This is a genomic window from Bifidobacterium vespertilionis, assembly GCF_008698145.1.
Classification (GTDB): Bacteria; Actinomycetota; Actinomycetes; order Actinomycetales; family Bifidobacteriaceae; genus Bifidobacterium; species Bifidobacterium vespertilionis.
Window position 1 is genome coordinate 122888 of record NZ_RZNZ01000007.1, and the last position, 12563, is coordinate 135450.

8 protein-coding genes and 1 pseudogene are annotated in these 12563 nt (G+C 62.1%); 3 read left to right on the top strand and 6 right to left on the bottom strand.

All coding sequences use genetic code 11. The features are described 5' to 3' along the window. Positions 1–298: 298 nt before the first annotated feature. From EMO90_RS12415 to EMO90_RS06475, 5 genes and pseudogenes are all read right to left on the bottom strand, one after another. Positions 299–412, bottom strand: a pseudogene (locus EMO90_RS12415) (hypothetical protein); the annotation flags it as partial. Between the two features lie 273 nt (positions 413–685). Further along, positions 686–2785, bottom strand: coding sequence for a hypothetical protein (locus EMO90_RS06460; protein WP_223849813.1), 2100 nt, complete (start codon positions 2783–2785; stop codon positions 686–688). 4 nt (positions 2786–2789) lie between these two features. Then, on the bottom strand, positions 2790–3623 hold the full coding sequence (locus EMO90_RS06465) for a carbohydrate ABC transporter permease (protein WP_150354629.1): 834 nt from the start codon (positions 3621–3623) through the stop codon (positions 2790–2792). Further along, positions 3620–4558: a carbohydrate ABC transporter permease gene (locus EMO90_RS06470; protein ID WP_150354630.1), complete on the bottom strand. Its 939-nt coding sequence runs from the start codon at positions 4556–4558 to the stop codon at positions 3620–3622. The genes EMO90_RS06465 and EMO90_RS06470 overlap by 4 nt, the downstream gene beginning before the upstream one ends. A gap of 227 nt (positions 4559–4785) precedes the next feature. Beyond that, on the bottom strand, positions 4786–6045 hold the full coding sequence (locus tag EMO90_RS06475; RefSeq protein WP_150354631.1) for an ABC transporter substrate-binding protein: 1260 nt from the start codon (positions 6043–6045) through the stop codon (positions 4786–4788). 427 nt (positions 6046–6472) lie between these two features. Here EMO90_RS06475 and EMO90_RS06480 point away from each other — a divergent pair, with 427 nt between their 5' ends. Then, the gene (locus EMO90_RS06480; protein ID WP_223849814.1) at positions 6473–7501 is read left to right on the top strand and encodes a LacI family DNA-binding transcriptional regulator; all 1029 of its coding nucleotides are present in this window, start codon (positions 6473–6475) and stop codon (positions 7499–7501) included. A gap of 328 nt (positions 7502–7829) precedes the next feature. Here EMO90_RS06480 and gltX read toward each other — a convergent pair whose 3' ends face one another. After that, positions 7830–9368, bottom strand: coding sequence for a glutamate--tRNA ligase (gltX, locus tag EMO90_RS06485; protein WP_395952974.1), 1539 nt, complete (start codon positions 9366–9368; stop codon positions 7830–7832). 140 nt (positions 9369–9508) lie between these two features. Here gltX and EMO90_RS06490 point away from each other — a divergent pair, with 140 nt between their 5' ends. Next, positions 9509–10375, top strand: coding sequence for an ABC transporter permease (locus EMO90_RS06490; protein WP_223849815.1), 867 nt, complete (start codon positions 9509–9511; stop codon positions 10373–10375). A gap of 785 nt (positions 10376–11160) precedes the next feature. Further along, on the top strand, positions 11161–12561 hold the full coding sequence (locus tag EMO90_RS06495) for a DUF805 domain-containing protein (protein ID WP_150355009.1): 1401 nt from the start codon (positions 11161–11163) through the stop codon (positions 12559–12561). Positions 12562–12563: the final 2 nt, after the last annotated feature.

Sequence of the window (12563 nt, forward strand, 5' to 3'; positions counted from 1 at the left end):
CGGATTTGAACCGGTGTTGGCGCCGTGAGAGGGCGTAGTCCTAGACCGCTAGACGATGGGGGCATATTCAGTTTTCACCGGTCGCACGGACAACCGCGCAACGGAGATTTAATTTACGGGAAAGTCAAGCATCTGGCAAATCACGGCGAGTCGCGCGGAATATCAACGTTTTGGAAATCATGTGACCAACCGCCCAAATCGCCTCTGCCAAATCGCCCCCACGCACACAAATCGAGAGGCGATCGCCGGACCATCATCGCCCGGCAATCGCCCCTTGGAACGCGGATCGATCACACGATCACAAGTGCTCGCGCAGCCCCTTGAGACGGGCCAGCGTGATGTCGCGACCCACGATCTCCATGGACTCGAACAGCGGCGGGGACATGCGGCGGCCGGACATGGCCACGCGCACCCGCCTCAAGGGTCTGGCCGAGCACCTGTGAACCCCCATTGTCGGCTCCCCTCGGGTGAGGCTGAGGCGTTAAGCAAACAGCCCGGTGGGCTGTCTGTAGCTGAGGGTGAGACGATAGTCGAACCAGTGGGACTGCGGGCATGCCCCGTCCTGAGTTGCGGCTGAGCTGTCACGCGAAGCGTGACTGAGGGGAGTCGAAGGCGGGCATCTATTCACACGGATGCCCGCCTTTGTGCATTCACTCAGAGGAATCGGGTCTTGCCTGCAAATTCATTAGCCTTCCGCGCAGCCCAAGCCCTCATTCTGAATCAGCCGCAGCCACATGGCTAGATGCCAATCCTGATCGTTGACAAGCGGATCAGCCACGTTCGCCGCTCGGCCATCCACACTGGAGGGGAACACGAACGCGCAGGTGGCGCTGCCATCAGCGTTGTAGTTGGCCATATTTTCTCGCAGAATCGCATCTGCAAGCCGATTGGTTTCCGGCGTATGCAGTTCGGCGGGCAGCCGAACCAGCGCCGTGGCCGTCAATGCGCTCCAGTAGTGCGGGAACACGTCGCCGAACATGCGGTTGATGCCGAACCAGTAGCCATCCCAGTGCCGAATGCTGATGCCGTACAGTCGGCAATCAGGCTGCGGCCCACCAAAGGAGAGCAGCCAATCCAATCGTTCCTCGACCGCCGCCAGATAATCCGCATTGCCGGTGAAACGGTATGCAGAAAGCATCAGATTGACCAGCGGCGCCACCACGGACTGCTCGTAGGCCACTTCGTGCGCAGGCAAATCCTCTCCCACACTGATGAAGTGGTTGGCGCTAGCCACCACGCGCTTGCGTAACTGGTCGGCTTCATTGGCACGTCCTACCTTATCCAGCAATCGCGACAGATATTCCACGGTCTCGCCGTAGCTGATGGACAGGAACCGTTCTCCGCCAAGCTCGTTGAGCCGTTCGAGCAGATCGACGGCCAAATACAGATCCGCCGCATCGCCAGTGGCGCGATAATGGTCGCAACAGAATTCCACCATCCACGGCACATCATAAAGACGTCCACCGAAGGTCGATTTCGGCTGGGATGAGCCACGCCGCATCTCGTAACGATCGTTGATCAGCCAATCCTTGACGAAAGCGAACCAGCGGTCCACAATGCCTTGATAATCCGCACCAAGCCATTCTTGGTTGATGGCCTTTTGCAGCATTACGGCCATACCGATGCGCTCGGAGCCATCAGTCCAGTCCGGCCAACCGCCATCATCGGCGCGCAAACCGGTTCGGGTATCAACCGGCACAAAAGCGCCAGACATTGATCCTGGGCGGTCGGCGGCAATCTGATGAGAGGCGATGTAAGCCGCGCGAGAAACCACTGTGTCTTGCAAAGACCGATGGAACAGCACTTCGGTTTTCGCCGCGTCCGGCCCCGTGCCGATACGCACGTAATACGTGCCCGGCTCGCTGGCGGTCAGATAGTAGCCGCCGTTACTCGCCTCGATATCCAACCCATCCGTGATTGCGCTGACCGGCAGCGGTGTGGCGACATGGATGTGCCGCCCAACCGTTTCCGCGAATGAGGAGAAATGCGCAGGCTCCGGGTAGTGGGCCAGGAAAGCATCACGGTCGACGTACCAGTCGAGCTCCCAGCTCAACACGTATGATGCCCCCGGCTCAAGCGCAATGGTCGGCTGACCGCCGAAAGCCTGCGGGTTGCGTGCGTAATCGGTGACCTGCAGCACGATATGACCGCGCACGTCCGAACCGGTGTTCTGATTGCGCGACTCAATCGAGTATCCCGCAAGCGCCCCCTCGGTGAGCTTCAGGCACAGGCAACGGTTAAACACGTCAGTGCCGCACATCGGTTCGGCAATCACCCATGACCAGCCGCCACCGGTGAACACATGCGCATTGACGCATTCGGCGAGCGCCTGCTTGGCGGAGGGGTACCTGTCGTTGAACGGAGTTTGGATGCCGAGCTCGGTGATGATCAGCGGACGATCGGTGATGTTCGTCCATTCGTAGCGCTCGGCGTATTTGGCGCCTCCGGTTCGCGTGACGTTCAGGCGCAATCCGGCCGGGGCCAAATCGTAGGTCTGGATCAGAGCGGCACCCCCATCGCCCGCTTGGGTGCGCTCTGCCGCATCCCAATGCGCAGACCCTGCCCCGGTGACTACGAACCCGGCACCCCAATAGTGTTCGACAGTATGCCAATCCACAGCTGAATCGATCAGATATTTGCGCGTAGGGTCGGCACTGACAAACCGCATGGGCAGTCCGGTGCAGGGATCGAATTCCACACGCCCGTTGTCGGTGTCGATCACGGGCGCGTCCACGGCTTCGGCGGCGACGTCGGTCTCGTTGACCTCGATGGCAAGAACGGTCATAACATCAACCTTTCACAGAGCCGGCCACCAGACCGGAGACGATCCACTTCTGGCAGAACACGAAGAAGATGAACACGGGGAACAGCGCAATCACGGTGATGGCCATGAACAGCGGCCAGTTGGTGGAGAACTGTTGAACGGCGTTGAACACCTGCAATACCACGGTCTGGTTGTCCTGCGAGGAGAGGAATACGCTCGGGTAGAGGAAGTCGTTCCACGTGCCCATGACTTGGAACACCACCACGGTGGTCAGAATCGGTTTGATGAGCGGCAGCACGATCTTGAAGTAGATGGTGAACGGGCCGGCGCCATCGATTCTGGCGGCTTCAAACAGCTCCTGCGGCAGGGATTTCATGTAGCCCACGATCAGGAAGTAGCAGAACACCGTGCTGCCGAGGTACAGCAGTATCAGGCCGAGCAGTGAGTCGACGAGTTCCCACGAGGATTCCATCTTGAACAGTGGCAGCAGGGTGGCTTGGGCGGGCACAGCGAAGGCGATCATGAGCACGGAACCGACCGCGGCCGTGAACCGCGACTTCTTCTGGATGATGCCGTAGGCGGCCATCGAGCCGAAGAACACCTGCAGGAAGACCGCCGCCACGGTGACGATCACGGTGTTGACGAACGCCCGGATAATCGTTCCGTCGGCGATTGCCTCGACGTAGTTGCCGCCCACCCATGGGTTCGGCAGACTGAACGGGTTCTTCGTCATGTCGATCGGGTTTTTGAACGAGCTGACGATGATGTAGTACAGCGGGAACGCGCACAGCAACGCCAATGCCAGAACCACGACGGTCCTGATGATTTTGGCAATCAGGTTCTTTTTTGACTGGGTCATGCGAATCTCTTTTCAACGGCACCGGAAATGGCCAGCTGCAGGAAGATCACGAGGATGCAGGCCACGGTGAACAGCGTGGCCAGAGCGGAGCCGAGGCCGTACTGGGACTGGCCGATGCCCCTGAGCAGCAGCGATTGGGTGATGGTATAGGTGGCGTAGCCTGGGCCGCCGCCGGTTAACGTGTACGGCAGGTCGTAGATCTTGAGGCCGCCGGTCATGAGCAGGAACATGGAGGTCACGATGCCGGGCGTCAGCTGCGGCAGGGTGATATGGACGAACTGCTGGAAGGTGCCGGCGCCGTCCACGGTGGCTTGCTCGTACAGGTCTTTGGGGATGTTCTGCAGGAAGGCGATGTACAGGGTGGCGTGCCAGCCGACGCCCATCCACACGGCCACGAAGATCACGCAGAACCGCGCCAAGTTGTCTTGGGACAGCCAGCCTATGGGGCCAAGACCGAAGATGGCGAGGAACTTGTTGGCCACACCCGAACCGAGCGGGGAGAAGATGTACTGCCAGATCAGGCCGATGATGGCCTGCGCGGGCACGGACAGGAAGAAAAACAGCGAGCGCGCGAAGCCTTGGAACCACATCGCCTTGTTGAGCGTGACAGCTAGCGGGATGGCAAGAACAGTCACGAAGAAGGTGACGCCGAAGGCGTACAGCAGGGTGAAGCCCACGCTGCTCAGGAGGGTTGGATCGGAGAATATGGTGGCGTAGTTCTCAAGCCCCACGAAGTTGAAATCGGTGGAGTAGCCGTCGAAGTCGGTGAAGGAGTAGACGAACGATTGCAGCAGCGGAATCAGCGTCAGGATGACGAAGATCGCGATAATCGGCAGTAGGAACCAGAACGACGCCATGTTGTCTTTGAACGACGCCGAGGTCCACCACTTCTTCTGCTTACTCGCCGTTCGGGGCGTTGCGGTGGCAGCGGTCATGAGTAAAGCCTTTGTCTTGGAGTTAGTTGCACAGGAGTATTGCAGTGTTTGGGACATGGCAAGAGCCCCGAACCGGCGGCGAGGAGGAGGATGCCGCCGGTTCGAGGCTCGTGCAGAGTCATCGGTCGCGAGCCTCGCGCAGGCCGATGGGAATCGCGGGCGTGCGGGAGTAGTCGCACGCCCGGAGTCGATGACGCCGGCCGTTCAGCCGGCGGTTCGAGCCGATGTTACTGGACGGAATTCCAAGTGTCGTCGAGCTTCGCGGCGGCCGCGGCAGGGGTCAGCTTGCCTTGGATGAGCTGCTGCTGGGCGGCGACATCCGCGGAGACCATCGTGGTGGCGGCCTTGCCCCAGTTGACCCAGTAGAACTTGCTCTTCTGCAGGTAGTCGGTGACGATTTCCTTGAATTCGTCCGGGACTTCGGCGGTGTACTTGCTGGAGATCGACTGCGTGCCGGCACCGGCGGTGAAGTCCTTCAGGCCCTGCTCGCTGTTGAGGAATGCCAGGAATTTCTTGGCGGCTTCCTGCTTTTCCTCGGAAGCCTTGGCGGCGATGGCGAAGCCCTGATCCGGGCCACCGTTAATCCATTGTTCGCTGCTCGGATAGGCCGGGAACGCGGCCACGCCGAAATTGATGCCGGACTTACGCAGCGTGTCGAGGTCCCACGGGCCGGAGCGGTAGAGGGCGGTGTTGCCGTTCATGAATTCGGATTTCTCCTGATCACCGTCGATGCCGAGGGTCTCCTGGCCCAGGATGCCGTCCTCGACCATGCGGTAGTACTGCTTGAACACCGGGGTCCATTCCTTGGAGAACGTGGTTTTGCCGTTCCAAATGTCCTCATCCATCTGGGTGCTGCCCTCACCTGCGTAGTAGCTGGCAAGCAGTCCGACGAAGATGCCGGAAGGCTGGGTGTTGACGTTGGAGTCGAGCAACGGCGTGACGCCCATGGACTTCAGCTTCTTGCCCATGTCCAGGAATTCGTCCCAGGTCTTCGGGAATTCGTCGTAACCGGCCTTCTTGAGCAGGTCCTTGTTGTACACGATGCCGCCGTACCAAGCGGTGACCGGCATGCCGTAGGTCTTGCCGTCATTCTGGAAGAGGGTGAAGTTGGAGTCGTCAATGCCGTCAAAGAAGTCGGAGCCGGTCAGGTCGAGGGCTGCGCCAGACTTCATCACGTCAGTGCGGTTATCCATTGTCAGGTTGAAGATGGTCGGCGGTTCGCCGCCAGCCAGACGGGTCTGCAGGGTCTGCACGTAATCCTTCGAGGTCTGCATTTCGATCTGGATGTTCGGGTTGGCCTCCTCGAAATCATCGATGACCTTGCCGATCTGGGTCTTGTTGAAGTATGACAGGAACGTCAGTTTCACCTTGCCGTCGGAGTTCCCGCCGGCGGAGTTCCCGCCACACGCGGCCAGCGGAGCCACCAGCAGCGCCGACGCCACCGCTGCGCCGACGATCTTGACAATACGTTGTGAGGAAACCTTCATCGGTTTCTCCTTTCCTCTTTGATTTAATACGTATTGAATACGTATTTTTGCGATAGCACCGGTAGCCCAAAAACGCAAAACGAGACCTGCGGGATTGAGGATGGCCGATATCAGAAGAAGGTACTTTAGGTAACCGGTAAATCACTTGCAGATACAGCATTTATAATACTATTGGAGATATCTGCATCAGACCCGACACGCCGAATCAATACGTATGAACCCTGTTGCCGCAACCCAGTCCGCACACCACCTGAAAGACCCTTCCGAACCCAACCGCCAATCACTCATAGATAAATCGTATTAATATTAACTGCAAGCAGCTCGGCGGCCACGGCCGCCCGCACCGACTAATCTTATTCATGCGGCCCGCACACCGCCGCCGGCCACGCGACAGCAAAGGAACATCATGCCCAGGAAATCAACCACCATGACCAAGCCGCCCACCAGCAAGGACGTTGCCGCCCTGGCAGGGGTATCGCAAAGCACGGTGTCGTTCGTCGTCAACGGCAAGGACGTGGTGGCCGAGGCCACTCGCAAGCGCGTCGAAGAGGCGATGCGCAAACTCAACTACCAGCCCAACGCCGGCGCACGCACGCTGCGTACCTCAAAGACCAATATCATCGCCCTGTTCGTGGAGATGAACGAAGTTTCCGACGCCAACGAGACCACGCCGTACATCGACGCCATCGTCAAGGCCGCCCGCCAGCGTGATTACGACGTGATTCTGAACACCACGCATGACGGCGTGGCCGCACTCAAGCGCATGGCGGGCAAATCCATCTGCGACGGATTCATTCTGATGGATGTGCGTAGTGAAGATCCCCGAGTGCCGATCGCCACCGAACTCAATCTGCCGGTAGTGCTTGCAGGCCGCACCAACAATCCTATGGGCTTGGACTCGGTTGACGCCGACGGCCGCGTGGCCGCACGACTGGCGGTCGACGAGCTGGCGCAGACCGGACACCATCATGTGGCCATGGTCGGGCCTCAGCTCGGCACCGACGTGCACGAGTACAGCTTCGTTGAGGATTACTACACCGCCGCACATGATCGCGCCATGGAACACGGCATGGAATTCTCCATCGTGCAGCGCCTCGGCGACGGCTGGGACGGCATTGAAAGCACCGCCAACCAGCTGTTGGCGCACGTCGATGACCGACTGGGCATCATTGTGCGCCAGCCACGCCCGACCGAATGGTTGCTGCGCACGTTGCGCCGGCATGACGCGATTCCGGGGCGGGACGTTTCCGTGGTGTCCTATTGTTCCGACTTCGCGGCGGCCTCATTCGAATGGCCAGTCACCAATGTCTCGACCTTGCCGGAACAGCTCTCAGAGCGTGCGGTCGACATCCTCTTCGACCGATTGAACGGCGACACCGGCGACGCCCATTTCGAGCTGCTGGCCCCCACCACCATCACCCGTCGAAACACCATTATCGATTGGAATGCCCGGTAGGCAAAAACCTTGCATTGCAACGATTTCCGCTCGCTACTGATGCATTATCAGGCAATCTGCCGATGGATTTGCATACAACCTATTAATGAATTTGCAGGCAAGACCCGATTCCTCTGAGTGAATGCACAAAGGCGGGCATCCGTGTGAATAGATGCCCGCCTTCGACTCCCCTCAGTCACGCTTCGCGTGACAGCTCAGCCGCAACTCAGGACGGGGCATGCCCGCAGTCCCACTGGTTCGACTATCGTCTCACCCTCAGCTACAGACAGCCCACCGGGCTGTTTGCTTAACGCCTCAGCCTCACCCGAGGGGAGCCGACAATGGGGGTTCACAGGTGCTCGCTCAGCCCCTTGAGACGGGCCAGCGTGATGTCGCGACCCACGATCTCCATGGACTCGAACAGCGGCGGGCTCACACGGCGACCGGACATGGCCACGCGCACCGGGCCGAACGCGAGGCGCGGCTTATAGCCGCCGTCCTCCACGAGGGCCTTGTTGAGCGTCTCGTGCAGCGCGTCGGTCTTCCAATCGGCCTCGGCCACGCCTTCCAGCGCAGCGATCGCCTTGTCCAGCACCTCGGCGGCGGAATCCTTGAGCTGCTTGCGGGCGTCGGCATCGGGCTCGATGTAGCCCTCGGTGGACAGCAGGGAGCCGACCATGCCGGCCACCTCGCCCAGCAGGCGCACGCGCGGCTGGACGAGCGGCGCGGCGGCGGTCAGGACCTCGCGCTCACGATCGGTCAGATCGTCCCACGAATCGGCGGAGACCACGCCATCGCGCATGAGGTACGGCACGGAGCGGCGCAGGAAGTCGGCCGGATCGAGCATGCGGATGTGCTCGGCGTTGATGGAGATGGCCTTGTCCAGATCGAAGCGGGCCGGATTGGCCTTCACGTCGCGCACGTCGAACTTGGCGATCATCTCGTCCATGGAGAACACGTCGCGGTCCGGGGCGATGGACCAGCCGAGCAGCGCGAGGTAGTTGAGCAGGCCCTCGCGGATGAAGCCGGCGTCGCGGTGGTTGAACAGGTTGGACTCCGGGTCGCGCTTGGAGAGCTTCTTGTTGCCCTGACCCATCACGTACGGCATGTGGCCGAACAGCGGGGTGGTCTTGGCGATGCCCAGCTCCTCGAGGTAGCGGTAGAGCACGATCTGGCGCGGGGTGGAGCTCAGCAGGTCCTCGCCGCGCAGCACGACGTTGATCTCCATGAGGGCGTCGTCCACCGGGTTGGTGAGCGTGTACAGCGGGTCGCCGTTCGGGCGGACGATCACGTAGTCCGGCACGGAACCGGCCTTGAACTCGATGCGGCCGCGGATCAGATCGTCGAAGGCGATGTCCTCGTCCGGCATCTTGATGCGCAGGGCGGGCTGGCGGCCCTCGGCGCGGAAGGCGGCCTTCTGCTCCTCGGTGAGGTTGCGATCGTAGCCGTCGTAGCCAAACTCGGCGGGGCGGCCGGCGGCCAGGTTGCGCTCCTTGATCTCCTCCGGGGTGGAGAAGGATTCGTAGGCGTAGCCGGCGGCCAGCAGCTTGGCGGCCACGTCCTTGTAGATGTCGGTGCGCTCGGACTGGCGGTAGGGGCCGTGGGGGCCGCCCACGTTGATGCCCTCGTCCCAGTCGATGCCCAGCCAGGCCAGGGATTCGAGGATCTGGTTGTAGCTCTCCTCGGAGTCGCGGGCGGCGTCGGTGTCCTCGATGCGGAAGATCAGCTTGCCGCCGGTGGCGCGGGCCTCGGCCCAGTTGAACAGGGCTGTGCGGATCATGCCGACGTGCGGCGTGCCGGTGGGCGACGGGCAGAAGCGCACGCGGACGTCCTTCGGCAGTTCGGGTTTGGTTTCCTTGTTGTTTTCGGCTTCAGTCATAGGCTCCATTGTGCCCCGCAAGCGGGACGTGGAGGCCGTTGCCACAGCCTCCGGTCATCTGACGATCGGACTCCGCGGGCGCCCCTATAATGGGGACCGCCGTGCCCGCGGGCTCCTCACCTTACCGACGGGCGGAAAGCAAGGTGAATATGGCCGTCAAGGCGCAATCGAACATGGTGGAATCGGACGCTCAGCCGCAGGTGCGCAGGACGCAACCGGGCAGGACGCAGCCGGGCAGGGTGCTGGCAAAACTGAAGCGATACGTCCCCACGCTGGTGGCGGTGGTGGTGCTGATCGCGGTGTGGGAGATCTGGGTGGATTCCGGGCATGCGAACCGGCATTCGTTCTCCGCGCCGAGCGAGATCGTGATGGCCACGATCGACGTGTGGCCCAAGATGTGGGCGCAGACCGTGGTCACGATCCAGGAGGCCACGGCGGGCTTCGTGCTGGCTGTGACGCTGGGCATCCTGATCGGCGTCCTGTTCTACTGCTCGCCGATCCTCAACGCCGCGTTCTTCCCGCTGCTCACGGCCGCGCAGACCATGCCGCTGATCACGATCGCCCCGCTGTTCATCATCTGGTTCGGCTTCGAGATCTCCGGCAAGATCGCGATCGTGGCCGTGTTCAGCCTGTTCCCGATCGCCGTACAGACGATCCGCGGGCTCAAGGCCGTGCCGCAATATTACGAGGACGTGGCGCTGACGTGCGGGGCCACACGATGGTGGACCCTGTGGCATGTCAAGCTCCGGGTGGCCGCGCGCCAGATCTTCGGCGGCATCCGCATCTCCGCGTCCTACCTGTTCGCCACGGCCACCACGGCCGAGTACATGGGCGCGCGCAAGGGTCTGGGCATCTGGCTGCAGATGGCGTACAACTCGTTCCGCACGCCGCTGATCTTCTGCGCCACGTTCATGGTGGTGGCGCTCACGGGCGTGGTGCTGCTGGGCGTCTCGCTGGCCGAGCGTCTGCTGTTGGGCGCCGAGGATGATGCGGTGGCCTTCGACGAGGAAGGGTGACGGGCAAGCGGGATGGGGCCGACGACGCCGCGGCGCCGGCTCTGCGATGGGGCCGCGCCAGCTCCGTGACGGGGCCGCGCCAGCTCCGTGACGGGGCCGCGCTATTCCCATGCCGCTTCCATGCCGGCTTTGTGCCGGTTCCGCTGCCTCCGCGTGCCGTTCCACTGCCTCCGCGCCGATGCCGTGCCATTCCCGCGCTGATTCCGCTGATCCTGCGCCGCTTCTGCTGATCCCACGCCGATGCCGTGCCATTCCCGCGCTGATTCCGCTGATCCTGCGCCGCTTCTGCTGATCCCACGCCGATGCCGTGCCATTCCCGCGCCGCTTCTGTGTCTCAAATCGCATCCAATCCGGGAAATGGCGGCGGTTTGAGACAATCCGACCCCTTGTCGCGTCTCAAGTCGCATCCAATTTGCGGAAAGGTGGCAGTTTGAGACATCCCAGCCCGCTCCTGAGTCTCAAACCGCATCCAATTCCGGAATAGGTAGCGGAATGAGACGCACGCAAGAGCGGAGAAGCGCGGAGCGGGGGCAAACTGGGCAGATCGGGACGCCGATCTTGCAAACTGGGCAGATCCTGGCGATTAGGGGCTGAAAATCGGCCGTAGATGACCGGATCTGCCCAGTTGGCAAATCAAGCGTCCCGATCTGCCCAGTTTGCGGATCCAACTCGTGGATTCGGGCAGGCGCTAGGACGTGAGGCACCCATTGGGACAGCCGGACGCCTATGGACAATGCCCCGGGGTGCTGGGACAATGGCCGCAACGCTCATGAAAGGGGGCATTGATGACCGATTCCCAACCGAATAATCAGCAGCCGGGGCAGCCGGAGCAGTCTGGGCAGCCTGAGCAGCAGCCGACGCCCACGACGCCGATTCCACAGTACAGCGAGCAGCAGGACCTGCCGCAGACCGATGTTCACGCGCAATCCGCATCGCAGCAGCCGACCCCGCAATACGGACAGTACGCACCCGCTTCGGCCCAGCAGCCCGGACAGCAGTACAGCCAGCAGGCGCCGGCCAACCCGTTCGCAGCGGGATACCAGCATCCCACGCAGCCCGGCCAACCCGCATACACTCAGCCCAGCCAGCCCGCATACGATCAGCCCGCTCAGCCCACCCCCGGTCAGCCCGATCAGCCCGCTCAGCCGGAATATGGCCAGTACGCACCACAGCAGCCCTCCGGCCAGCCGACGTACGGGCAGTACGCGCCGCAGCCCGCGTACGATCAGTCCGGCCAGCCCGGCCAGACCGCCCAGCCCGATCAGACCACCCAGCCCGGCCAGCAGCCCGCATATGGTCAACCCCAGTATGGGCAGTACGGCCAGCAGGCACCAGCCAACCCGTTCGCAGCGGGATACCAGCAGCCCGGCCAGTCCGGTCAGTCTAATCAATTCGCGCCGGGTCAGCCGTTGCCACAGGGCGCGCAGTACGGACAGTATGCCTATGCGGGCGAGCCGCCGATCGACCAGCCCTGGTACGGCATCAGCTTCGGCGCGGCGATCAAACGCCTGTTCAACAAGGCCTTCGTGTGGACCGGCCGCGCCTCCCGCGGCGAGTTCTGGTGGGCGTATCTGTTCATCATCCTGGTCAACGCAGGAGTAGGCCTTGTGGGCAGCATGCTGGGCGGTCTCGGCATCGCGCTGGGATACATCTGGAACATCGCGGCCAGCGTGCTGCTGCTGTTCGTGGGCATCAGGCGACTGCACGACACCAACAAGTCGGGCTGGTTCATGCTGATCGCCGCGGTGCCGTGGGTGATCGACAAGATCGTCACCATCGTGTACGTGCAGCCGCTGACGGACAGGCTCAACGTGCTGGCCCGCGCCTTCTCCAGCGCGCGCGACACCAACGAGGTGGAGTTCCTGCTGAACCGTTTCCTCGCGGTCAATTCCGGGGCGATCAGCGCCATCATGGTCGCCGCGCTGATGGACATCATCTCCGCCATCATCATGCTGGTGCTGCTTGTGGGCAAGTCCAACCCGGCGGGCACGCGGTTCGACATCGCCCCCGCGGCGCCCACGCCGTTTGGCCAGCCGGCTCAGGGCGCACAGCCTGGCCAGCCGGCTCAGCCGTTCGGGCAGCCGGGACAGAACGGTCAGGGCGCACAGCCGGATCAGCCCGCGCAGCCCGATCCCTCGCAGAATGGCTCCGATCAGCCGCGGAACCCGTTCGCACCGCAGCAGTAAGC

Bases quoted from the DNA above. Each gene is read 5' to 3' on its own strand.
- EMO90_RS06460 (WP_223849813.1), bottom strand. From the start codon at position 2,785: ATGACCGTTCTTGCCATCGAGGTCAACGAGACCGACGTCGCCGCCGAA.
- EMO90_RS06465 (WP_150354629.1), bottom strand. From the start codon at position 3,623: ATGACCCAGTCAAAAAAGAACCTGATTGCCAAAATCATCAGGACCGTC.
- EMO90_RS06470 (WP_150354630.1), bottom strand. From the start codon at position 4,558: ATGACCGCTGCCACCGCAACGCCCCGAACGGCGAGTAAGCAGAAGAAG.
- EMO90_RS06475 (WP_150354631.1), bottom strand. From the start codon at position 6,045: ATGAAGGTTTCCTCACAACGTATTGTCAAGATCGTCGGCGCAGCGGTG.
- EMO90_RS06480 (WP_223849814.1), top strand. From the start codon at position 6,473: ATGACCAAGCCGCCCACCAGCAAGGACGTTGCCGCCCTGGCAGGGGTA.
- gltX (WP_395952974.1), bottom strand. From the start codon at position 9,368: ATGGAGCCTATGACTGAAGCCGAAAACAACAAGGAAACCAAACCCGAA.
- EMO90_RS06490 (WP_223849815.1), top strand. From the start codon at position 9,509: ATGGCCGTCAAGGCGCAATCGAACATGGTGGAATCGGACGCTCAGCCG.
- EMO90_RS06495 (WP_150355009.1), top strand. From the start codon at position 11,161: ATGACCGATTCCCAACCGAATAATCAGCAGCCGGGGCAGCCGGAGCAG.